This is a genomic window from Azoarcus sp. CIB, assembly GCF_001190925.1.
Taxonomy (GTDB): domain Bacteria; phylum Pseudomonadota; class Gammaproteobacteria; order Burkholderiales; family Rhodocyclaceae; genus Aromatoleum.
In genome coordinates this window covers 2,220,034-2,241,499 of the sequence record NZ_CP011072.1, presented here as the reverse complement: position 1 = coordinate 2,241,499, position 21,466 = coordinate 2,220,034, and the positions used below count along the sequence as shown (strand labels likewise).

The window sequence follows — 21,466 nt, the reverse complement described above, 5'->3', positions numbered from 1 at the left end:
GAGCGAACGATACGAAGAAGTTGTCAGACAAGCTACGGGGGTATTCCCTGTTCGGGGAAACCCGTACGGAACGTCCATTTGCGCCGGCCCGATCCGGGCAGGCACGCAGGTCGCGAGACGCGCGAACTCCCAATTCGGCGGCGCAAAGGGCACAATGCCGGGTTTCCCGACAAATGCTGGCGGTTTCCGCCCGAAGCAATGCGATACGAATTACTGGTTGGACTGCGTTACACCCGGTCGCGCAAACGCGCCCAGGGTCGCAATCGCTTCATTTCCTTCATCTCCCTCGTGTCGATGCTTGGCACGGGTCTGGGTGTCGCGGCGCTGATCGTCGTGCTGTCCGTGATGAACGGCTTCCAGGAAGAGTTGCGCACGCGCATTCTGGGGGTGGCCTCGCATATCCAGATCTCCGGTCCCGGCGGTGAACTCGAGTCGTGGCAGCAGGTGGCCGACACGGCGAGCCGGCATCCGGATGTGCGGGCGGCGGCTCCCTATGTCCAGGAACAGGCCATGCTGTCCTTCGAACAGGTGGTACGCGGCACGCTCGTGCGCGGCGTGCTGCCGGACGCCGAGGAGAAGGTGGCGGACTTCGCGCGCCACATGCGCGCGGGCCGCTTCGACGCGCTGCAACCCGGCCGCTTCGGCATCGTCCTGGGGCGCGACCTGGCCTTCGCCCTGCGCGTCCAGGTCGGCGACAAGGTGACCCTCATCGCGCCGCAGGGGCTCGTGACGCCGGCTGCGGTGCTGCCGCGGGTCAAGCAGTTCGAAGTGGTCGGCATCTTCGAGGCCGGCATGTACGAATACGATTCGGGACTGGCGCTGGTGCACATGCAGGACGCACAGGTGCTGTACCGGTTGGGCGAGCGCGTCAGCGGCGTGCGTCTCAAGCTCGACGACCTCTTCGCCGCACCGCGCGTGGCGCGGGAACTGGTCGGATCGATGGAATCCGACCTCGCCGTCAGCGACTGGACGCGCAGCCACGCCAATTTCTTCCGGGCGGTGGCGCTGGAGAAGACGATGATGACGATCATCCTCTTCCTGATCGTCGCGGTCGCGGCCTTCAACATCGTCTCGACGCTGGTGATGGCAGTGCAGGAAAAGTATGCGGACATCGCGATCCTGCGCACGCTGGGTGCGAGCCCCGGTTCGATCATGGCGATCTTCGTGCTGCAGGGCGCGATCATCGGGCTCGTGGGCCTTGCGGGCGGCGTGATCGGCGGCCTGCTGCTGGCGAACAATCTCGACGTGATCATCCCCGCGCTCGAGACGCTCACCGGCGCGACGCTGTGGAACAAGGAGATCTACTACATCAGCGAGCTGCCGTCGAAGGTGCTGCAGTCGGACGTCGTCACCATCGTGTCGGTGTCCTTCGTCCTGACCCTGGTTGCGACCCTGTATCCGAGCTGGCGCGCGAGCCGCGTGAATCCCGCCGAGGCGCTGCGCTATGAGTGAGCCGATGAACGATACCGTACTGGCCTGCCGCGGCCTGTCCAAGAGCTTCCGTGAGGGCGCCGATGCAGTGCAGGTGCTGCACGACGTGACGCTCGAGGTGAAGCGCGGCGAGCGGCTTTCCATCGTGGGGGTGTCCGGTTCGGGCAAGAGCACCCTGCTGCACTTGCTGGGTGGCCTGGACGTGCCGGGCGCGGGCTCCGTGGAGCTGATGGGGCGCGAGTTCTCGCGCATGTCGGATGCCGAGCGCGGCGAGGCACGCAATGAACGGCTGGGCTTCGTGTACCAGTTCCATCACCTGCTGCCCGAGTTCTCGGCCCTGGAGAACGTCGCCATGCCGCTCTACATCCGGCGTCTCGACCGGACCGAAGCAGAAGCACGCGCGGAAGCCATGCTCAAGGAGGTCGGGCTCGGCCACCGCCTCGACCACGCACCGGGCGAACTCTCCGGGGGCGAGCGCCAGCGCGCCGCGATCGCGCGTGCGCTGGTGACGCAGCCGGCCTGCGTGCTGGCCGACGAGCCGACCGGCAACCTCGACCGCAAGACCGCCGAAGTGATCTTCGACCTGATGCTGAGTCTCAACGAGCGGCACGCGACCAGCTTCGTCATCGTCACGCACGACGAGGGGCTCGCACGCCGCACGCAGCGCACCCTGCGTCTCGAGGACGGACGCCTGCTCTGAAACGGCGCGCGCTGCGCTCCCGAGTCGCGCGCTCAGGATCCGCAGTTGCGCCGCGCGCGGCGGCCATGCCAGGCACGGATCAGCCATAGCCGCCAAGCTGCCTTGACGCCGATGTAACCCGCCAGTGAGAAAAACGCCGCGAGCAGGATCAGCCCCAGCGCCAACGGCTTCCCCAGTCCGACCATCCAGCCGGTCAGTTCGCCGAGCCATTCTGCGAAATGCAGGTCGCCCAAGTCCGGCGGCTTCACGAAACCGTTGGTGCTCATGCCCATCACGCGACTGCCCAGACCGTACGCGAGCACGTAGAGCGGGACGATGGTGAGCGGGTTCGAATACAGCGTAGTCACCACCGCGAGCGGCAGATTGACGCGAAACAGCACGCATCCGGCCGCAGCGGCGAGTGCCTGGAATGGGCCGGGAATCAGCCCGCAGAACAGGCCCAGCGCGATTGCCCCCGCCGCCGAGTGGCGGTTCAGATGCCACAGGCGCGGGTGGAGCAGGGTGTTGGCGAACGGGCGCAGCCAGCGGTTGCTGTGCACCGATTCGTGATTCGGCAGGAAACGCTTGATCGTCTTGCGCATTCGGGCTGTAGGGGTCGAAGTCCTGTTCTTGTCGTGCGTCGCAGCGGTCGGCGCCGCCTCCCGCGCTTGTCCGCAGCCTGCTCCGCGGGCATGATTCCGGTATATGCAAATTGCAATATTCGTGTTCGCGGCGGGCGTCTGGGGCGGGCAATACCAGACGCAGCTGCCCTCGCATGCATGGCTCGCCGTTCTGTCGAGCGGTTTGACCGTCGCCGGTGCCTTCGCGTTTCAATGGTACAAGTCGGGCGTGGTGCGCGCGAATATGTTTCGCGCACTGGTCCTCGTGATCGCGCTGAGTGCCGGGTTTGCGTGGTCGACCTGGCGCGCCGCATGGCGGATCGCCGACGAACTCCCCAAGGCGCTCGAAGCGCGGGACGTCGAACTGACCGGCATCGTCGCGGAGTTGCCCGAGCCCGGCGGGCAGGGGGTGCGATTCGTATTCCAGGTCGAGCGGGCCTCTGCCACGGTGCCGCAACGCGTGCTTCTGTCGTGGTATGCGGCCGAACGGGGAGGAGGCACCTCCGCCGTGCCGTCGCTACGACCCGGCGAGCGCTGGCAGTTCACGGTCCGGCTCAAGCGGCCCCACGGCCTCGCGAATCCGGAACTTTACGATTATGAGGCGGCGCTGCTCGAGCGCGGCATTCGCGCCACTGGCAGCGTGCGCGCGTCGCCCGCACCGGTTCGCCTCGATGATTTCGTCCTGCGCCCGGCAACGTCCGTGCATCGCTTGCGCGACGCGATCCGCGCACGCTTTCTGGCCGCGCTGCCGGGGGCCGAATACGCCGGGGTGCTCGTCGCGCTGGCCGTAGGCGACCAGCGCGCCATTCCCGACGAGCAATGGACGGTCTTCCGCAACACCGGCATCAGCCATCTCATCAGCATCTCCGGACTCCACGTGTCGATGGTGGGGCTGCTCGTGGGTTGGCTGGCCGGAAAGGCTTGGCGCCGGTCGCAGAGGCGGATGTTGCGGGTGCCGGCGATGAAGGTCGCCGCTGCAACCGGGCTTGCGGCGGCGGCGGTCTACGCGGTTCTCGCTGGCATGGGCATCCCGACGCAGCGCTCGCTGATCATGATCGCCGTGGTCGCGCTGGCGCTCCTCGGCGGGCGGTCGCCATCCGGCGGCATCGTGCTCGCGCTCGCCTTGCTGTGCGTGCTGCTGTTCGATCCGTGGGCGGTACTGGCGGCGGGGTTCTGGCTGTCCTTCGGTGCGGTCGCGATCCTGATGTTCCTGCTCGGCGGGCGCGTCGCCTCGGCGAAAGGCTGGCGTGCGGCGGTGGCGAGCCAACTCGGCATCACCCTGGCGATGATCCCGGGGCTGGTCGTCCTGTTCAACGGCTTCTCGCTGGTTTCCCCTCTCGCCAATGCGCTGGCGATACCGCTCGTGAGTTTCGTGATCACGCCGCTGACGCTGTTGGCCATCGTCCTTCCCTTCACTGGGCTGCTCGAACTGGCGCATTGGTTCTTCGGCGTGCTCATGGTGTTTCTGGAGTGGTTGTCGGCCTTGCCCTTTGCGATGTGGTCGCAGGCCGCGCCGCCGGGCGTGCTGGCGGCTGCGGCGGTGGTCGGTGTCGCATGGATGATGCTGCCGCGCGGAACGCCCGCGCGAGCGGCGGGGGCGCTGGCGATGCTGCCGATGCTCGCGTGGGTGCCCGACCGGCCCGCGTACGGAGCTTTCCGCATGGTCGTGCTGGATGTCGGGCAGGGAACCGCCGTGCACGTCCGTACTTCCCGCCACGAACTCATCTACGATACCGGGCCGGCTTACCGCCAGGGCGGCGATGCGGGGTTGCGGGTGCTCGTCCCTTATCTGGGCGCCGCCGGTGTCCGGCGCGTCGACCGTCTCGTCGTCTCGCACGACGATCTCGATCATTCCGGCGGCATGGCGTCCGTGCTCGCCGGTGTCGAAGTGAGCGAGGTCATGGCGAACTTCGCAGTTCCTGCGCCCGCGGACGCGCTGCCGCCGAGGGCAACGCGCCCGTGCCTCGCGGGCGACAGCTGGTCCTGGGATGGGGTGGAGTTCCGCATCCTGCATCCCGACGAAAGGGAACTCGGCAAGACGTCGGACAATGATGCGTCCTGTGTGCTGCGGGTGGCTGCGCCCGGTGGTTCGGTGCTGCTCGCGGGCGACATAGAACGTGGTGCCGAGCAGCGCCTGATCGCGCAGGCGGGTGAGTCCCTGGCGAGTACGGTCGTCGTCGTGCCGCATCACGGGAGCCGGTCGTCGTCCGGCGATGCCTTCGTCGCCGGGGTGGCGCCGCGTGCGGCGATCCACTCGGCGGGCTACCTCAACCAGTTCCATCACCCGCATCCGACCGTGCTGCAGCGCTGGTCGGAGGGAGGGGCGGCGAACTGGCGCACCGACGAGCAGGGCGCGATCCTCGTCGATGCCGGCGCGCACGGGGTGGAAATCACGTCCTGGCGCGATCTGGCGCGCCGTTACTGGTACGGGCGTTAGGCGGTTGTCCTGCTACACTTGGCCACTCTGCCGCATTCTCCAAGATTTCGATTCGATGAGCCTGCTCGACTCACTCCGCCGTCTGCTGCGACCCGAACCGTACCCCTCGCCCGCAGCCGAGGCTAGGGTCGATCGGCCGTGGCACGGCGTGCGCGAACGGTCGGTGCAGTGCATCGGTCCGCACGGGTTTCACCGCATGGCCTATACGGAATGGGGCAACCCGGCGAACCGCAAGGTGCTCGTGTGCGCGCACGGTCTCACGCGCAACGGCCGCGACTTCGATTTCCTCGCCCAGGCACTGGCAGACGATTACCGCGTGGTCTGCCCGGACGTGGTTGGACGTGGGCGCAGCGACTGGCTCGGAGTGAAGTCCGACTACGGTTTTCCCGTGTACGTCGCGGATATGGTCACGCTGCTGGCGCGGCTCGATGCCGACACGGTGCATTGGGTCGGCACCTCGATGGGCGGGATCATCGGCATGCTGCTCGCCAGCAGGCCGCACACGCCGATCTCGCGGCTCGTGCTCAATGACGTCGGTCCGGTGATCACGGCGACTTCGCTGCGACGCATCGGCGAATACGTCGGTAAGGCGCCGAAGTTCGCCAGCATGGCGGAAGCCGAGGCGTGGATCCGTGCGGTCAGCGCACCCTTCGGCCCGCTCACCGACGAACAGTGGCAGCATCTCACGCGTTATTCGGTGCGTCCCGTCGAAGGCGGCTTCGCGATGGTGTACGACCCGGGGCTGGGCGACGTCTTCCGCGAGGCCCCTGTCGTGGTCGATGTCGATCTGTGGGACGTGTACAAGGCGATCCAGTGCTCGACGCTCGTAATTCGCGGGGCCGAATCCGATCTGCTCCCGCCCGAAACCTTCCGTCAGATGGGCGAAACCGGGCCGCGCGCACTCCTTGCCGAGATCGCCGGCGTCGGTCACGCGCCGGTGCTGATGGACCGCGCCCAGATCGCGCTGGTGCGCGACTTCCTGCTGGAACGATGAGGCGCGCGCTGCAGGGGGCGGGGATCCGATGAGCGCCATCTCGACACTCGACTGGATTGCACTCGGCTGGTTCCTCGCGGCCTGGGCGGGCTATGGCTGGCTCTCGGAAAACAGCCGATGGGCGCAGCGCGGGTTGATGGGGGTGAGTCATCGCTTCCGGCTCGACTGGGCACGCGAGATGCTGGCACGCGAGATGCGCGTCAGCGATGCGGCTCTGGTGGGAAACCTCATGCAGAGCGTGTCCTTCTACGCGAACACGACGATCTACATCATTGCCGGCCTGCTCGCCGTCCTCGGGGCACTCGATCAGGCGATGCGCTTCACCGCCGACCTGCCGTTCGCGCGCGCGACATCGAGAGAGCTGGGGGAGCTGAAGCTCTTGCTATTGCTGACCGTCTTCGTCGTCGCGTACTTCAAATTCACGTGGTCGCTGCGCCAGTTCAACATGCTGTCGATCCTGATCGGCGCAAGTCCCACGAATCCGGACGGGGAAGGGCACGAGCGCATGGTGCAGCGCGTCGCGATGGTGAACTCGCTGGCCGGCGACGAGTTCAATCGCGGCATCCGCGCCTACTATTTCGGCCTGGCCGCGGTCGCCTGGTTCATCCAGCCCTGGCTCTTCCTGTTTCTGACCGCACTGGTCGTCGTGGTGCTGTATCGCCGCGACTTCGCGTCATCGGTGCTGGTGGCACTCGACGGCGACCGCGCCTGATCGCGTCAGTCGTCGTCCCCTGACGAGCGCTGGGGATCGAAGCGGACGGACGCGGAGTTGATGCAGTAGCGCAGCCCCGTAGGGGCCGGTCCGTCCTCGAACACGTGTCCGAGATGGGCACCACACTGCCGGCACAGCACCTCCGTGCGATCCATGAGGTGGGAGCGGTCTTCGGCCTTGTCGACGTTGTCGGGTGTGGCCGCGGTCCAGAAGCTGGGCCAGCCACAGCCGGCGTCGAACTTGTGTTCGGAGTCGAACAGCGGGGCGCCGCAGCAGATGCAGCGGTACTCGCCGTTCTCCCAGAAGTTCCAGTATTCGCCGGTGAAGGCACGCTCGGTGCCTTTCTGGCGAGCCACCTGGTATTGCGTCGGTGAGAGTTGCGCGCGCCACTCGGCGTCGGTCTTTTCGATCTTGTGGCTCATTTGTTTCTCCTCCGTCGGAACCACGCGCGCAAATTTCAGTGCAGGTGGCGGGGTGCCTGCTCGCCGTGCTCGTCAGGCATCTCCGCGTGCACGATTTCGCCCTCCGGCGAAGGGTAGAGCGGTGCACCGCAGTCGTCGCAGTATTCGAGCGGAAAACGGTGCTCGAGGTTCACGATTTCGGTGACGCCGCAGTCGCGCAGCACGGCCTCGATCTCGGCATGCGAGTCGGTCGTTTCATCTTCCGCTCCCAACAGCGGCCAGACGACGCCATGAACGACCTCTTCCTTGCCGTGCATCGTCAGTCCGACGCGGTATTCCTCGAGTTCGCGGTCGTAGAAGGGCGCGATGACCGCGCGGACGTTCGCTGCGGGCGTATCCAGTTCTGCGCCGAGGAAGGCCACGGATGCGCGGATCGCGTACGGGCGGCTGTCCTTGTCGGCCTGGCGGCTGGCGGCAAAATACGCTTCCGGCAGCACGACTTCCATTGCACAGCCCGGCAGTAGCGGGGTCAGGCATGCGCCGCCCTGCATGCGCCACTGCGCCACGCATTGTTCGCGCGTGCGGTCGGCTTGCTGCCAAGCGAATAGCGCTTCGCCTTTCGGCACTGCGATTGCCGCGAGCAGATAGCGGGTGTCGGACAGGAATTGCGCCGTTTCGGGCATGCCTTCGGTGTCGATGCGCAGGTCCTTCCCGGCGACGGCGGCACGCCCGAGCTCGGCAGCGAAGGCGGCGGTCGCGCAGTAACCCTGGGGCAGTTGGTCGGGGCTGAAGAGGAAATCGGCCAACGCCAGTTTCACCTTGTCGGCGAGCACGTGCGCCTGCAGATGCACCCGCAGGTTCGCCAGTACCGCGGCGGTAATGGTGGTCGACGGAATGCGGTAGCGCGACCACGCCAGCACCGGCGCGGCGATGAGCAGGATGTCGTGCTCCTGGGATACGCCGGACGCGCTCTCCGCGCGCGACTCGATGTAGTCCGCGAGTTCGTCGTACGCGCGCGCATCGGCGGCGTAGAGATGGTCGAGCGCGGCGTTCAGGGTGTCCTCGCCGCTTTCCTCGAGGATGCGGTCCAGGCTATCGCACAGCAGCCGATCCCAGTAACGGTCCTCGGCACGGCTGCCGGACTCGGCCAGGCCCGTTGCGAGCCAGATCAGGTTTTCGGCGTCGCGGCCCAAACCACCGCGGCGTTTTTGACGGGGTCTCTTCATGGAAATTCCTGTTTGGGGATGTTGCAGCGCCTGCGCAACTCAATACGCAGGCTTGTTGAGCCTCACGGCCTGGAGGATGGTAGCCGAAATCTCCTCGATCGATTTCGTCGTCGAGTCCAGCCACGGGATGTTCTCGCGGCGCATCAACTTCTGCGCGGCCTCGATCTCGAAGCGGCAATTCTCGATCGCCGCGTAACGGCTGTTCGGGCGGCGCTCCTGGCGGATCTGCGACAGGCGTTCCGCCGCGATCGTGAGCCCGAAAAGCTTGCCGCGGTAACGGTGCAGTTCGCCGGGCAGCTTGTTGCGCTCGAAGTCCTCGGGGATGAGGGGGTAGTTCGCGGCCTTCACGCCGAACTGCATCGCCAGATAGAGGCTGGTCGGCGTCTTCCCCGAGCGCGATACGCCGACAAGGATCACGTCCGCGTCCGCGAGTTCGCCGTCCGACGAGATGCCGTCGTCGTGCGCCATCGCGAAATTGATCGCCTCGATGCGCGCCTTGTAGTCCTGACTCTCGGCAATGCCGTGAAAGCGCCCGACCGTGTGGGTCGAGCGCTGGCCGAGTTCGGCTTCGAGCGGCACGATGAACTGGTCGAACAGGTCTACGAAAAGTGCATCGGCGTCGAGCAAGCCGCTCTCGGGCTGCGGATTGACCAGGGTGCTGAAGACGATCGGGCGCACGCCGTCGGCCGCGCGCGCCTCGCGGATCTGGCGGGCGGCGTCGAGCGCCTTGTCGAGATCGTCCACGAACGGTATGCGGACCTGGCGCAGGTTCGCATCCGGAAACTGCGCGAGCAGGCTGTGGCCCAGGGTTTCGGCCGTGATGCCAGTGCCGTCGGAGATGAAGAATACGGTCCGGGTGGGGTTTTCGCTCATGACTGTGGCCGAAGATCGTGATATAGGGGAAAACCTGCCGTGCGGCAAAGCAGCAAATTTCGCTAAAATCACATTTTGCTTTCTCCCCAACGAAACCGGAAGGCCATTCATGTCCCGTTATGTCATCCCATTCACTGAACTGCGCATGTCGGACGTAGAGCAGGTCGGTGGCAAGAACGCCTCGCTCGGCGAGATGATCAGCCAGTTGCCCTCGAGTGTGCGGGTTCCTGGCGGTTTTGCCACCACCGCGGACGCGTTCCGCGAGTTCCTCGCCCACCAGGGGCTTGCGGAGAAGATCCGCGCGGCCCTCGATGCGCTGGATGTGGATGATGTCGAAAAGCTGGCGAAGACCGGCGCACAGATCCGCCAGTGGGTTGTCGAGACCCCCTTCCCGGCCAAGCTGGAAGAAGCGATTCAGGCAGCCTACAACGCACTGACCGCCGAAGGCGAGGGTAGTTTCGCAGTTCGTTCGTCGGCGACCGCCGAGGACCTCCCGGATGCTTCGTTCGCCGGCCAGCAGGAAACCTTCCTGAACATCCACGGCTACGAAAACATCCTGCACGCGATGAAGGAAGTGTTCGCGTCGCTGTACAACGACCGCGCCATTGCCTACCGCGTGCACAAGGGCTTCGCCCATGCCGACGTCGCGCTGTCGGCCGGCGTGCAGCGCATGGTGCGTTCGGATACCGGTGCCTCGGGCGTGATGTTCACGATCGACACCGAATCGGGCTTCGACAAGGTCGTGTTCATCACGGCGTCGTATGGCCTCGGTGAGACCGTCGTGCAGGGCGCGGTGAACCCGGACGAGTTCTACGTGCACAAGCCCACCCTGGAACTGGGCAAGCCCGCGGTGATCCGTCGCAACCTCGGCTCCAAGCTGATCAAGATGGTCTTCGCCGACAAGAAGGAAGCCGGCAAGTCGGTGCGCACCGTCGATGTGCCCGAAGCCGACCGCGTCAAGTTCTCGCTGACGAACGAGGATGTGCTCGAACTCGCGCGCTACGCCGTCGTGATCGAGAACCACTACGGCCGCCCGATGGACATCGAATGGGGCAAGGACGGCCAGGACGGCAAACTCTACATCCTGCAGGCGCGTCCCGAGACCGTGAAGAGCCAGTCCAACGGCCTGGTGATGGAGAAGTACCGCCTCAAGCAGTACGGCAAGGCGCTGACGCACGGACGCGCGATCGGCCAGAAGATCGGCTCGGGGACCGTGCGCGTCGTCGCCGACGCATCCGAGATGAGCCGCGTGCAGGCTGGCGATATCCTCGTCACCGACATGACCGACCCGAACTGGGAGCCGGTGATGAAGCGCGCCAGCGCGATCGTGACGAACCGCGGCGGGCGCACCTGCCACGCCGCGATCATTGCGCGTGAGCTGGGCATCCCGGCGATCGTCGGCTGCGGCAACGCGACCGACGTGCTGAACGAAGGCGATTCGGTGACCGTGTCGTGCGCTGAAGGCGACACCGGCTACGTCTATCGCGGCAAGCTCGACTACGAAGTGATCACCACGGACATGGGCAACCTGCCCGACATCCCGGTCAAGATCATGATGAACGTCGGCAATCCGGAACTCGCCTTCGAGTTCGCGCAGATCCCGAACGGCGGCGTGGGCCTTGCGCGCCTCGAGTTCGTGATCAATAACATGATCGGCATCCACCCGAAGGCGATCCTCGAACTCGGCCAGCTGCCCGCCAGCCTGCGCGACGAGATCCTGCGCCGTTCGCGCGGCTACGCGACGCCGAAGCAGTTCTTCATCGAGAAGCTGGTCGAAGGCGTAGCCACGATCGCTGCGGCCTTCTACCCGAAGCCCGTCATCGTGCGGATGTCCGACTTCAAGTCGAACGAGTACCGCAAGCTCCTCGGCGGCGACATCTACGAGCCGGAGGAAGAGAACCCGATGCTGGGCTTCCGCGGCGCCTCGCGCTACATCGCGCACAGCTTCCGCGACTGCTTCGAGCTCGAGTGCGTCGCGATGAAGAAGGTGAGGAACGAGCTGGGCCTGACCAACGTGCAGATCATGATTCCGTTCGTGCGCAACGTCGAGGAGGCCAAGGGCGTCGTCGATCTCCTCGCCGCGAACGGCCTGAAGCGTGGCACGAACGATCTCAAGCTCATCATGATGTGCGAGATCCCGTCGAACGCGCTGCTCGCCGATGCCTTCCTGGAGCACTTCGACGGCTTCTCGATCGGCTCGAACGACCTCACCCAGCTCACGCTGGGCCTCGACCGCGACTCGGGTCTCGTCGCCCATGCGTTCGACGAACGCGATCCGGCCGTCAAGCAGCTGTTGTCGATGGCGATCAAGTCCGCCAACCGTCTCGGCAAGTACGTCGGTATCTGCGGCCAGGGGCCGTCGGATCACGCCGATTTTGCCGAATGGCTGATGGACGAGGGCATCCAGACGATCTCGCTCAACCCCGATACGGTCGTCGATACCTGGCTCAAGCTCTCCGAGCACGCGGGCAAGTAACACCACGCCCTACCGGAACGAAAACGGCGGCCTCGTGGCCGCCGTTTTGTTTAGGTCGCGAGTGTGTCAGAGGGCGGCGGCGATGCGTGTTCCCTGATCGATCGCACGCTTGGCGTCGAGCTCGGCTGCGACGTCCGCGCCGCCGATGAGCCGCACGTCCATTCCGGCAGCCTGCAGCGGCGCATGCAGGTCGCGCAGCGGATCCTGACCCGTGCACACGACGACCGTGTCGACGGGCAGGAGCTTTTCCTCGTCGCCCAGCCGCAGGTGCAGGCCGGCGTCGTCGATCTTCGCGTAGCTGACGCCAGCGAGCATCTTCACGCCGCGCCGTCCGAGCAGCGTGCGCCGGATCCAACCGGTGGTTTTCGCGAGGCCGTCGCCGACCTTGCTTGGCTTGCGCTGCAGCAGCCACAGTTCGCGCGTGCGCGCTTCCTCCATTGGCGGGCAAAGGCCGCCGGGTGCTGCGTAGGTGCTGTCGATTCCCCATTCGCGGCGGTAATGTTCGACCGGATCGGCGGCGAGATCCGCGTGCGTGAGCAGTTCGCTGACGTCGAAGCCGATGCCGCCCGCGCCGAGCACCGCCACCTTCCGGCCGACCGGTTTGCGCCCTGTGATCACGTCGATGTAGCTCGCGACCTTGGGGTGATCGATGCCGGGGATGTCCGGGGTGCGTGGCGTGATTCCGGTCGCAAGCACCACCGTGTCGAAGCGTCCGGCGAGTTCGTCGGTGGTGACGCGGTGGTTCAATCTGATCTCCACTCCGGCCTTTTCCAGGCGTCGGCCGAAGTAGCGCAGCGTCTCGGCAAATTCTTCCTTGCCGGGAATCCGCTTCGCGAGGTTGAACTGGCCCCCGATCTGGGCTGAGGCCTCGAACAGCGTCACCGCGTGACCGCGCTCTGCCGCGGTTGCTGCCGCGGCCATACCCGCGGGCCCGGCACCGACGACAGCGATGCGCTTCTTGTCCTGCGCCGGGGAGATCACGAGTTCCGTCTCGCGGCACGCGACCGGGTTCACCAGGCAGGTGCAGGGTTTGGCCTCGAAAATATGGTCAAGGCAGGCCTGATTGCACGCGATGCAGGTGTTGATCTCGTCGCCGCGTCCGGAGGCGGCCTTGACGACGAAATCCGGGTCGGCGAGGAAGGGGCGTGCCATCGAGACCATGTCGGCGTCGCCGCGGGCGAGGACCTGCTCGGCAATCTCCGGTGTGTTGATGCGGTTCGAGGTGATCAGGGGAATTCCGACCTCGCCCTTCATCCGGCGCGTGACCCAGCTGAAGGCCGCGCGCGGCACCATCGTCGCGATCGTCGGGATGCGCGCCTCATGCCAGCCCACGCCGGTGTTGATCAGCGTCGCACCGGCGGCCTCGATGGCCTTTGCGAGCGCGACGATCTCCTGCCACGGAGCGCCGCCTTCGATCAGATCGAGCATGGAGATGCGGTAGATGATGATGAATTCGGCCCCCACGCGTTCGCGCACGCGCCGCACGATCTCGACCGGGAAGCGGTGGCGGTTCTCCATGCTGCCGCCCCAGCGGTCCACGCGGTGGTTGGTGTGCAGGACAGTGAACTCGTTGATCAGGTAACCCTCCGAGCCCATCACCTCGACGCCGTCGTAGCCGGCGCGCTGCGCCAGCGCTGCGCAACAGGCGTATTCGTCGATCGTGCGCTCGATGTCCTCGTCGGTCATCTCGCGCGGTGTCACCGGCGAAATCGGCGCCTTCAGGGGCGAAGGCGCAACCGAGCCGCGGTGATAGGCGTATCGGCCCGTGTGCAGGATCTGCATGCAGATGCGCCCGCCCTCGGCGTGGACGGCGTCTGCGATGAGGCGATGCTCGGCAACTTCCTCGTCGTTGGTCAGGGCACTCGCACCGGGAAAGACCAGGCCTTCGGAATTCGGCGAGATGCCTCCGGTCACGATCAGCCCGACGCCGCCGCGCGCGCGCGCCGCGTAGAAGGCGGCGAGTTTCTGGAAACCGTTGCTGGATTCTTCCAGCCCGGTGTGCATCGAGCCCATCAGCACGCGGTTCTTGAGTGTGCAGAACCCCAGGTCGAGCGGCTGGAGCAGAGTCGGATAGGCGTTCGCAGCGGTCATTCGGGTCTCCTCGGTTTTCGATTTTTCGCGGCAGGAACGTACGGTTCCGTATTGTGCCGTTCGCGTGATGATAGTGCCTGGAAGGGGGGCGGGCCAGAGGGTCTCACTCGCGGCGCCGTGCGCCGCAAAGCCTGATGGTTGGGGGCTGGGGCCGTTTCGGCGCTGATCGAGCGCGCCATTGCGAGCGCGTCGCTTGACGCATCGTGTTGATTCGGTGATAGAATTCGCCGCCTTTGTTCCGGCGTTTTGAATTTGTACGAATGGATTTGGCCGGGATCCGTTTTCGCCCACCGCGCGGGCTCGATTGTGCGGTGCTTGGTCAATGTCTCTGCTTGGAGGAGACGGATGGCTTTTGTCATTCTTTCCGCCGGAACGCTAACGCAGTCGAAAGTGCGCACGATCAGCGCACGTGCGTTTCTGGCAGGCGTCAGCATTGCTGTGCTGGCTGCGCTTGGAGGCGGGTTCGCCCTCGGGTACGTTTTAAAGTCGCCGGCGAATTCCGCCGCGGCATCTTCGGAAGGTGGAGCGGAAACTTCCGCGAGCCCTGAAGCACGTCTGCTGATCGGTCGCTTCGGCGAACTTGCGGGCCGGATGGTGCAGCTCGAGGCGGAAGCGAAAGGGCTCGCGAATCGCATCGGCGTCCTGCGGGACTTCGAGGCTCGACTCAACGACAGCGCCGACGCCGAAAGCAAGTCCGGGCGTGTCGCCAAGACGCCGCCGGCGTCTTCCGGTGGTCCACTGCTCGATCCGACCGCGGCGTTCGCTCCCCGGATCGCCGATCCGGTGACGGCCCTGACACGCTCGCCGCTCAGGTCGGACACGGATGATGCCGGCAAGCTTTCGGATGAACTCGAGCGGATGGAACGCGATATCGACCGCGTGAGCGAGACCTTCGCCCATCTCGACAACGTCGCGACCTCGTTCAGCCTCGCGCAGATGGCGTTTCCCGGACGCCCTCCGGTTCCGGATGTCGAGGTGAACTCGAATTTCGGCAACCGGTCGGACCCGTTCCGCAACCGGCTCGCGTTTCACAGCGGCGTGGACTACCCGGCTCCGCGCGGCACGACGATCGTCGCCAGCGGCGGGGGGCGCGTCGTGTACGCGGGGCATCGCGTGGAGTATGGCAAGACCGTGGAAATCGACCACGGCGGCGGTCTTGTGACGCGCTACGCGCACGCGTCAAGGGTGCTGGTCGCCCCGGGGCAGATCGTGATGCCGGGGCAGAAGATCGCGGAGGTCGGATCGACCGGGCGCTCGACGGGTTCGCACCTGCATTTCGAAGTCATCAAGGACGGCCTGGTGGTCGACCCCGCTGCCTACCTGGCGCGCTTCTAAGTGGCGCTGATGAGGGAGCCGCGGCGTTCGCCGAATCACGACCTGACGCGCAATGAATACGCACTGAGCCCGGCGAGTCGTGGTTTCGGCCGCATGGCGTTCGTGCTTGGGACTGTGCTTGCGGTAGTGTTGCTCGCGGTGGCCGGAATGCGCTTCTTCGAGAATCATCTCGCGCCAGCGTCCTATCTTTCCGATGTGCGTGCGGAAAACCTCGAACTCAGGAAGGAGATTGCCAAGATCCGTCTCGAGCTGGAGGTGGAACTGGCGACGCGCAGCGAGCTGGAGCGTCAGGTCGCAACACTCAACGAACAGCTCAAGCAGGTGGGCGACGAGCTGGCATTCCTGAAGTCCGCCGGGGCGCGCAGGCCGGAGAAGTGATCCGCTGCGCACGCGCAGGCGTGCGAATTCAAACGGGAGGCAGGACAGATGTTCTTCGGACGCAAAGGTAAGCGCACGATCGAAATGACCAAGCTTTCGAGCCTGGTGGCGGACAATCTCGAAATCGTCGGGGATGTGATCTTCTCCGACGGGCTGAGGGTCGACGGCCGGATCCAGGGGAACGTCATCAACAAGGACGGTGAGCGCAGCCTCCTCGTGCTCAGCGAGAAAGGCTCGATCAGCGGGCGCGTGCGCGCCTATGACGCCGTGATCAACGGTGTAATCACCGGCGACCTCGAAGTCGAGCATTTCCTCGAGCTGCAATCGAATGCCCGGATTTCCGGCAATATCGTCTACCGCCAACTGCAGATGGAATGCGGCGCGGTCGTCGACGGCAAGCTGGAAAAACTCGACGATGGGGCCTCGGGCGCCAACGTCATCGAGCTGACCACTTCGGCATCGGCAGCGCGCTAGGCGCCGCAGGCGATCAGGCGGCGGTGTCGCGCCGACCGCCCTGCGGCACAGCCTGGTCCGCGCCCACGATCAAGGCGTCGTCCTGCAGCCAGCCCAGGCGCACGAATATCATCCACGCCGCCCATGCGGCGAACCACGTCGCATAGAAGCTGAACAGGATGTCGCTCAGGAAATGCCCACCCTGGGCGACCCTGCCCAGTCCGAAGACGGTTCCGACGACCAAGCCGATCAAGGTCCAGCGTCGGCGCGCCGCGAGCCCGCCAAGGAAGCCGAGACTCACGAGATAGTAGCCGGCCGAGGCGTGCCCGCTGACGAACGAGCAGTTGTTTTCGCACTGGTCGGACGGTCGCGTTGCGGGCGTGAAGGTCTTGGTGCCACCGAATTCCGCCACCTTGTAGGGGCGTGCGCGCCCCCAGTAGTCCTTGAGCGCGACGTCGATCACGAGGCCGGGCCCCAGGACCAGCGCGGCGATCAGGTAGGCAACCTGGGTACGACGTTTCTGGCCGGTCGCCCCGCGCTGCATCGAGTAGGCGAACAGGGCGATGAACAGGCCGATGATCGTCGCCTTCGACATCAGCGGGATGCCGCGATAGAGCGACTGGACCAGCGGATTGTAGTCGCCGGAAAAACCGCGCGCGGGATCGTAGAACACCCGTGACACCGCGAGGTCGAGCTCCGGCCATACGGTGAACACCAGCGCGCAAACCGCCATTGTGACGGTCATCCAGATTGTCAGCCGGTTCATCGGCAGCGGCTCCCGCCATGCAGGGGTAATGTCGCCGGGTGCCGCAGTCGCGGGCGAGAGTGATGCATGCAGGGCTTCCTTCGTCGATGCCGGGTCGATCATGGGTCTCAGTGGGGCACTCAGTCGGGTAGCTTGCGGACGAGTGCGACGCCACCCTTGCGGTACAAGATGTCGACGCCGCTCGCCGGAACCCGGTCGGTGCGCGTGATCGCGAGCTCGCCCGCCGCGGGGGCGCGGTCGGGCGTCACGGCCTGCCGGTAGACACTGAAACTCGGAGCATAGTAACGCCATGCGACGACGGGTTCGCCCGTCTTGCGAGCCAGAAGTCCCGCTTCCTTGACGGGTCCCTGCAATACTGCGCCCGCCCAGGGAACGACCACGCCAGCCAGGACGACGACCTGAATGACGGCGGCAGCGCCAACCTTCATCCATGCTGCGGCGTTCCAGCGCAAGGCCAGCCAGATCCATGCGAGCAGGCCGCCGATTGCGACCAGATAGTACTCGGGCGTAGCCTCGGGTAGTGCGAGTGCGAGTTGGGCGCGGTAATACGCGTTGCCCGCCTCGCTCGCCGCGAGCGCGGCGAAGATCAGCGGCAGGAAGGGCAGCAGGGCCAGGAACAGCGTCGGGGCGAGCAGATGCAAGGGCGCCCGCCGCAGCTCGTTGCGGTGGACGGCGATCAGCAGGAACAGCGGTGTCGATCCGTACAGGACGTAGTGCGGGAGCTTGGTGCCCGAGAGCGAAAAGAAGACGACGACGAAACCCGCCCATATCCACAGGAAGCGGCGCACGCCGGTGTCGAGGTCGCTGCGCACGTTGCGCACGGCGGCAAGCAGGGGGCCGGTCCACGGCAGCAGCAGCAGCGGCACGGCAATCACGTAGTAGAAGAGGCTGCCGGCGTGGCCTTCCAGCGTGCCGGTGAAACGCTCGACGTTGTGTTTCAGGATGAAGCCGTCGATGAAGGCCTGCCCGTGTATCGCCAGCGCTGCCGCGTACCACGGCACGACGATGGCGGCGAGGATGGCGAGGCCGACCGGGTCGAACACGGCACGCGCCCAGCGCTTCCATTCTCCGCGGCTGGCGCAGTACAGCAGGCTGACGGTACCCGGCACGATCAGCGCAATCGGCCCCTTGGTGAGGGCGCCCAGAGCGATCCACACGAAACTCCGCAGCAGGGGTGCGCGCCGGCCGGACTCCAGGTGTCGCCAGGCGTCGAACAGCGCCAGGGCGAGGAGCAAATTGAGCAGCGCGTCGGCCGTCGCTGCGCGTGCAATGGCGAAGGGCCCCAGCGCGGTCGATGCGACCGCGAGTGCGGCCAGTGCCGTACTCGCGCCGAAGCGCTGGCGCGCGAAATGCCAGGTCGCATAGCTCCACAGGGCGCCGGCAACGGCCGAGGGCAGGCGGAAACCCCATTCGGTGGGGCCGAACAGGAGGTAGCCGAGTGCCTGCAGCCAATACACGAGGATCGGCTTGTCGAAGCGGTTTTCGCCGTTGAGGTAGGTCGACAGGAAGTCGCCGCGCTCGAACATCTCGCGCGTCGCTTCGGAAAACGCCCCTTCATCGACGTCGAACAGCGGCGCCCCGCCCAGCCGCAGGAAAAACGCCATGAGCGGGAGCAGGAAGATCGCGAGCGCCAGCGACGCACGCGGCCGGGGCAGGGAAGCCGCGGGAGCGTTCATCGGTCGCCTTTCCGGTGCCATCCGTCAGCGTCTTCGAGCGCATTTCCCGGTCGTGCGAGATATGCGCGCGAGCTGCCCGACTCGTAATACACGCGCGTCAGCAGTTCGGCGAGCACGCCGGAGGTGACCATCTGTACGCCTGCGATGACGAGGAAGAACCCGCCGAAGAGCAGCGGACGGGTGCCGACGTCTTCGCCGAGGAAGACCTTCAGGGCGACAAGGTAGCTGAGGATGAGGCCACCCAGCGCGCCGAGGCCGATGCCGATGCCGCCGAAGAAGTGTCCCGGGCGGGTGCGGTAACGCATGAAGAAATACACGAAGACGAGATCGAGAACCACGCGGAAAGTGCGCGAGATGCCGTACTTCGACTGTCCGAAGACGCGCGCATGGTGCGTCACCACCTCCTGGGCGATACGGCGCGGCGTCGTCACCGTCGCAAGCCAGGCGGGGATGAAGCGGTGCATTTCGCCGTACAGGCGCACGCTCTTGATCGCGCTTGCGCGGAAGACCTTGAGGCTGCAGCCATAGTCCTTGAGGTGTACGCCGGTCATGCGTGCGATCAGGCGGTTTGCGATGCGCGAGGGGATCTTGCGCAGCAGCAGGCCGTCCTGGCGGTCCTTGCGCCAGCCTGCGACAAGGTCGAGATCCTCGGTCAGCAGGCGGTTGGCCATGCGCGGGATGTCGATCGGGTCGTTCTGCAGGTCGCCGTCCATCGTGACGATGACGCTGCCGCGGGCGGCATCCAGACCTGCCTGCATCGCGGCGGTCTGCTTGAAGTTGCGCATCAGCTCGACGATGCGCACATGCGGACCGTACTTGGCGGCGCAGCGGGCGAGCTCCGCGGGCGTTGCATCGGAGCTGCCGTCGTCGACGAGCACCACTTCCCACGGATAGGGATAGGGGCCCAGCGCGAGGTGGATACGTTCGAGAAGCGGCTCGACGTTTTCCGCCTCGTTGTACATCGGCACGACGACGGAAAGCGTGTGTTCGGGCATGTCCGCGGGAATCTGCGGTTCGGCCGGCGGCAAGGGCGACTTGTTCATTCGGATCAGTGTTTTCCGGAAAGATGCGAGTGATCTGGGCTTGTGGATGCAACGGGCGGCGCCGGCATGAGCCACGCGACGGCGCCGGATGCTACCGCACAGGCGATGACGAAAAGGTGAAGGGCGAGGGCGGCCTGAAGGCCGTTTTCGAACGGGACGCCGTGCGGCAGCATCGCCGCTGCCGCGCCCGCTTCATAGGTGCCGAATCCCGCGACACCCTGGACCGGGAGGATCGCGGCGAGTTCCGCGCCGAGCGCGCCGGCCGCGCCGACGGCGACGCCGGCCGGGAGCAGTGACGACAGGAGCCAGGCCTGGGTGGCGAGCTTCACGGACCAGTTCGCGAGCGTCCATGCCCAGCCGAAGCGCGCGTGGCGGGTCGAGTCGGCGAAGGCGTCGCGCAACTTGGCGAGCTTCGCCGCGGCGCCGCCGCGTGCAGCCCAGGCGTGCGGTGCGCGCGCCCAGCGCGGCAGGTACCACGCGAAGGCGACGAGCCCGAAGATGCCGGCGAGTCGCAGAGGCAGCGGGAGGCCCGGCCAGACGGCAACGGCAAGCACGGCGACGACGAGTGCATCCTGCAGGCGAAACCAGAACAGCGACGCGACGGCGCGTGCCAGCGGCGTGCCGAAGTTGCGCCCGAGCAGGACCGGGAAGGCCGCTTCGCCGCCGCGGAACGGCACGACATTGACCATCGCGTTATGGATCAGGACGATGCGCAGGCAGGCCCCGAAACGGCCATGCGCGTCGCGACGGAATTCGTCGTAAACGCGCCCGGCGCGCAGGACATAGCTCGTCGCAAAACCGGCGATCGCGAGCATCAGGGCGATGGGGTCCAGGCGCCGGAACGCATCGGCGAGACCTTGCCAGCGGCCGTCCCATGCCAGCCACGCGAGTAGCGCCAGGCTCGCGGCAATCGCCAGCAGCCGCTTCATGTGCGCATCCCCTGCGGCAGGGGGGCGCGTGCGAGTGCGAGCGCGACGCCGCCCAGCCCCCAGACGCTCAGCGCGTACTGGATCCAGCGTCCTTCCGGATAGCCGAGCTCCTCGAAGAAGACCGAGATCGAGAAGGCGGCCATCAGGACGGCGAGCACACGCCAGCCGGTGCGCTTTTCCCAGAAGCGCCAGCGCGACGACCACCACACCCCGAACGCGCCGCAGAGCCAGCCGCCGGCTGCGCCGGCGAAGATGTCGAGCGGCCAGTGCGCGCCCACGGCCACGCGCGAAAATGCAACGGCGGTGGCAATGGTGAGCGCGGCGACCGCGATCGACCGCCGGCCCGATTGCACGGCGCAAAGTGCCGCCACCGCGGCAAAGCCGAAGGCGGTCGTGGAGTGGCCCGACGGGAAGGAACCCGTGCGCAGGACTTCCCCGATCACGTTGAAATGCTCCGGGCCGAGGACGGCCGCGGGCCGTGCTTCATCGAAGAATTCCTTGGCTCCGTGCGTGTAGAGCGCGCCGACGGGAACTGCCAGCAGGGCGGATGCCGCCCATCTCGGGTGCCAGGCGAGGAAGCCGGCGAGCATCGCGAATGCGCCCGAGGTCGAGCCGAGGTTTGTCAGGCCCGCCCACAGGAACGCGGGCGCCGCCGCTGCGGCGGCATTCCAGCCCAGGAACCATTCGGTGTTGCGTCCGCTTGCCAGCGTTGCCAGCGCACACGCCGCGAGGATTGCGGCGGGAACCGCGATCCAGCAGGCGCTTTCGCGCGAGCGACTGGGCGAAGACAGGGGGGCTGTGGTCATCAGGCTGCGTCGGACAAAACGCGCAATTCTACCCGATCCGCGCGTGCAAACCCTGAACGGGTCTGCCGTGCCGTGTCGCGCGGTCCATTGCGCGGGCGGCAGGCGCGGGAAACTACCAGCGGGAGGGCGCGCGACCGTCG

General features: G+C 66.3%; 19 protein-coding genes. 9 read left to right on the top strand and 10 right to left on the bottom strand.

Features of this window, described 5'->3' with window-relative positions; genetic code table 11:
* Positions 1-198: 198 nt before the first annotated feature.
* Both AzCIB_RS09905 and lolD read left to right on the top strand, forming a co-directional pair.
* The gene (locus tag AzCIB_RS09905) at positions 199-1,452 is read left to right on the top strand and encodes a lipoprotein-releasing ABC transporter permease subunit (RefSeq protein ID WP_050415744.1); all 1,254 of its coding nucleotides are present in this window, start codon (positions 199-201) and stop codon (positions 1,450-1,452) included.
* Positions 1,445-2,131, top strand: a complete 687-nt coding sequence (lolD, locus tag AzCIB_RS09900; RefSeq protein ID WP_157058478.1) for a lipoprotein-releasing ABC transporter ATP-binding protein LolD — start codon at positions 1,445-1,447, stop codon at positions 2,129-2,131. The genes AzCIB_RS09905 and lolD overlap by 8 nt, the downstream gene beginning before the upstream one ends.
* 32 nt (positions 2,132-2,163) lie before the next feature.
* Here the strand turns inward: lolD and AzCIB_RS09895 are convergent, their stop codons facing one another.
* Positions 2,164-2,712 (bottom strand): DUF2062 domain-containing protein, encoded by a 549-nt coding sequence (locus tag AzCIB_RS09895; protein WP_050415742.1) that lies wholly within the window; start codon positions 2,710-2,712, stop codon positions 2,164-2,166.
* A 103-nt stretch (positions 2,713-2,815) separates the two neighbouring features.
* Between AzCIB_RS09895 and AzCIB_RS09890 the strand changes: the two genes are divergently transcribed.
* The 3 genes from AzCIB_RS09890 to AzCIB_RS09880 are packed head-to-tail and all read left to right on the top strand — an operon-like array spanning position 2,816 to position 6,873.
* On the top strand, positions 2,816-5,167 hold the full coding sequence (locus AzCIB_RS09890) for a DNA internalization-related competence protein ComEC/Rec2 (RefSeq protein ID WP_050415741.1): 2,352 nt from the start codon (positions 2,816-2,818) through the stop codon (positions 5,165-5,167).
* Between the two features lie 55 nt (positions 5,168-5,222).
* The gene (locus tag AzCIB_RS09885) at positions 5,223-6,161 is read left to right on the top strand and encodes an alpha/beta fold hydrolase (protein WP_050415740.1); all 939 of its coding nucleotides are present in this window, start codon (positions 5,223-5,225) and stop codon (positions 6,159-6,161) included.
* A 28-nt stretch (positions 6,162-6,189) separates the two neighbouring features.
* Entirely contained in the window at positions 6,190-6,873 is a 684-nt protein-coding gene (locus AzCIB_RS09880) for a DUF599 domain-containing protein (protein ID WP_050415739.1), read from the top strand.
* Positions 6,874-6,878: 5 nt separating this feature from the next.
* On the opposite strand, the gene msrB is transcribed toward AzCIB_RS09880, so the two are convergent.
* The 3 genes from msrB to ppsR are packed head-to-tail and all read right to left on the bottom strand — an operon-like array spanning position 6,879 to position 9,373.
* Positions 6,879-7,295: a peptide-methionine (R)-S-oxide reductase MsrB gene (gene msrB / locus AzCIB_RS09875; RefSeq protein ID WP_050415738.1), complete on the bottom strand. Its 417-nt coding sequence runs from the start codon at positions 7,293-7,295 to the stop codon at positions 6,879-6,881.
* A 35-nt stretch (positions 7,296-7,330) separates the two neighbouring features.
* On the bottom strand, positions 7,331-8,500 hold the full coding sequence (locus tag AzCIB_RS09870) for a DUF2863 family protein (RefSeq protein ID WP_050415737.1): 1,170 nt from the start codon (positions 8,498-8,500) through the stop codon (positions 7,331-7,333).
* 39 nt (positions 8,501-8,539) lie between these two features.
* Positions 8,540-9,373 (bottom strand): posphoenolpyruvate synthetase regulatory kinase/phosphorylase PpsR, encoded by an 834-nt coding sequence (ppsR, locus tag AzCIB_RS09865; protein WP_050415736.1) that lies wholly within the window; start codon positions 9,371-9,373, stop codon positions 8,540-8,542.
* A 109-nt stretch (positions 9,374-9,482) separates the two neighbouring features.
* On the opposite strand from ppsR, the gene ppsA reads away from it, so the two are divergent.
* Positions 9,483-11,849 (top strand): phosphoenolpyruvate synthase, encoded by a 2,367-nt coding sequence (gene ppsA / locus AzCIB_RS09860; protein ID WP_050415735.1) that lies wholly within the window; start codon positions 9,483-9,485, stop codon positions 11,847-11,849.
* A 66-nt stretch (positions 11,850-11,915) separates the two neighbouring features.
* Here the strand turns inward: ppsA and AzCIB_RS09855 are convergent, their stop codons facing one another.
* Positions 11,916-13,940 carry an NADPH-dependent 2,4-dienoyl-CoA reductase gene (locus AzCIB_RS09855; RefSeq protein WP_050415734.1) on the bottom strand — a complete coding sequence of 675 codons (2,025 nt, stop codon included), beginning with the start codon at positions 13,938-13,940 and terminating at the stop codon, positions 11,916-11,918.
* 345 nt (positions 13,941-14,285) lie between these two features.
* Between AzCIB_RS09855 and AzCIB_RS09850 the strand changes: the two genes are divergently transcribed.
* Genes AzCIB_RS09850 through AzCIB_RS09840 form a run of 3 tightly spaced genes read left to right on the top strand, consistent with a single transcriptional unit; the run spans position 14,286 to position 16,127 of the window.
* A complete protein-coding gene (locus AzCIB_RS09850; protein ID WP_050415733.1) occupies positions 14,286-15,275 on the top strand; it encodes a M23 family metallopeptidase in 990 nt (329 codons plus the stop codon).
* Positions 15,276-15,653 carry a hypothetical protein gene (locus AzCIB_RS09845; protein WP_050415732.1) on the top strand — a complete coding sequence of 126 codons (378 nt, stop codon included), beginning with the start codon at positions 15,276-15,278 and terminating at the stop codon, positions 15,651-15,653.
* A 48-nt stretch (positions 15,654-15,701) separates the two neighbouring features.
* A complete protein-coding gene (locus AzCIB_RS09840) occupies positions 15,702-16,127 on the top strand; it encodes a bactofilin family protein (protein ID WP_050415731.1) in 426 nt (141 codons plus the stop codon).
* A gap of 13 nt (positions 16,128-16,140) precedes the next feature.
* Here AzCIB_RS09840 and AzCIB_RS09835 read toward each other — a convergent pair whose 3' ends face one another.
* The 5 genes from AzCIB_RS09835 to AzCIB_RS09815 form a co-directional block, all read right to left on the bottom strand.
* Positions 16,141-16,872: a phosphatase PAP2 family protein gene (locus tag AzCIB_RS09835; RefSeq protein WP_050418317.1), complete on the bottom strand. Its 732-nt coding sequence runs from the start codon at positions 16,870-16,872 to the stop codon at positions 16,141-16,143.
* 119 nt (positions 16,873-16,991) lie between these two features.
* Entirely contained in the window at positions 16,992-18,548 is a 1,557-nt protein-coding gene (locus AzCIB_RS09830; protein ID WP_050415730.1) for an ArnT family glycosyltransferase, read from the bottom strand.
* Entirely contained in the window at positions 18,545-19,591 is a 1,047-nt protein-coding gene (locus AzCIB_RS09825; RefSeq protein ID WP_050415729.1) for a glycosyltransferase family 2 protein, read from the bottom strand. Before AzCIB_RS09825 ends, AzCIB_RS09830 begins: the two co-directional genes overlap by 4 nt.
* A 5-nt stretch (positions 19,592-19,596) precedes the next feature.
* Positions 19,597-20,520 carry a lysylphosphatidylglycerol synthase transmembrane domain-containing protein gene (locus tag AzCIB_RS09820; protein WP_050415728.1) on the bottom strand — a complete coding sequence of 308 codons (924 nt, stop codon included), beginning with the start codon at positions 20,518-20,520 and terminating at the stop codon, positions 19,597-19,599.
* Positions 20,517-21,326 carry a phosphatase PAP2 family protein gene (locus AzCIB_RS09815; RefSeq protein WP_050415727.1) on the bottom strand — a complete coding sequence of 270 codons (810 nt, stop codon included), beginning with the start codon at positions 21,324-21,326 and terminating at the stop codon, positions 20,517-20,519. Before AzCIB_RS09815 ends, AzCIB_RS09820 begins: the two co-directional genes overlap by 4 nt.
* Positions 21,327-21,466: the final 140 nt, after the last annotated feature.

Bases quoted from the DNA above. Each gene is read 5' to 3' on its own strand.
- AzCIB_RS09905 (WP_050415744.1), top strand. From the start codon at position 199: ATGCGATACGAATTACTGGTTGGACTGCGTTACACCCGGTCGCGCAAA.
- lolD (WP_157058478.1), top strand. From the start codon at position 1,445: ATGAGTGAGCCGATGAACGATACCGTACTGGCCTGCCGCGGCCTGTCC.
- AzCIB_RS09895 (WP_050415742.1), bottom strand. From the start codon at position 2,712: ATGCGCAAGACGATCAAGCGTTTCCTGCCGAATCACGAATCGGTGCAC.
- AzCIB_RS09890 (WP_050415741.1), top strand. From the start codon at position 2,816: ATGCAAATTGCAATATTCGTGTTCGCGGCGGGCGTCTGGGGCGGGCAA.
- AzCIB_RS09885 (WP_050415740.1), top strand. From the start codon at position 5,223: ATGAGCCTGCTCGACTCACTCCGCCGTCTGCTGCGACCCGAACCGTAC.
- AzCIB_RS09880 (WP_050415739.1), top strand. From the start codon at position 6,190: ATGAGCGCCATCTCGACACTCGACTGGATTGCACTCGGCTGGTTCCTC.
- msrB (WP_050415738.1), bottom strand. From the start codon at position 7,295: ATGAGCCACAAGATCGAAAAGACCGACGCCGAGTGGCGCGCGCAACTC.
- AzCIB_RS09870 (WP_050415737.1), bottom strand. From the start codon at position 8,500: ATGAAGAGACCCCGTCAAAAACGCCGCGGTGGTTTGGGCCGCGACGCC.
- ppsR (WP_050415736.1), bottom strand. From the start codon at position 9,373: ATGAGCGAAAACCCCACCCGGACCGTATTCTTCATCTCCGACGGCACT.
- ppsA (WP_050415735.1), top strand. From the start codon at position 9,483: ATGTCCCGTTATGTCATCCCATTCACTGAACTGCGCATGTCGGACGTA.
- AzCIB_RS09855 (WP_050415734.1), bottom strand. From the start codon at position 13,940: ATGACCGCTGCGAACGCCTATCCGACTCTGCTCCAGCCGCTCGACCTG.
- AzCIB_RS09850 (WP_050415733.1), top strand. From the start codon at position 14,286: ATGGCTTTTGTCATTCTTTCCGCCGGAACGCTAACGCAGTCGAAAGTG.
- AzCIB_RS09840 (WP_050415731.1), top strand. From the start codon at position 15,702: ATGTTCTTCGGACGCAAAGGTAAGCGCACGATCGAAATGACCAAGCTT.
- AzCIB_RS09835 (WP_050418317.1), bottom strand. From the start codon at position 16,872: ATGAACCGGCTGACAATCTGGATGACCGTCACAATGGCGGTTTGCGCG.
- AzCIB_RS09830 (WP_050415730.1), bottom strand. From the start codon at position 18,548: ATGAACGCTCCCGCGGCTTCCCTGCCCCGGCCGCGTGCGTCGCTGGCG.
- AzCIB_RS09825 (WP_050415729.1), bottom strand. From the start codon at position 19,591: ATGAACAAGTCGCCCTTGCCGCCGGCCGAACCGCAGATTCCCGCGGAC.
- AzCIB_RS09820 (WP_050415728.1), bottom strand. From the start codon at position 20,520: ATGAAGCGGCTGCTGGCGATTGCCGCGAGCCTGGCGCTACTCGCGTGG.
- AzCIB_RS09815 (WP_050415727.1), bottom strand. From the start codon at position 21,326: ATGACCACAGCCCCCCTGTCTTCGCCCAGTCGCTCGCGCGAAAGCGCC.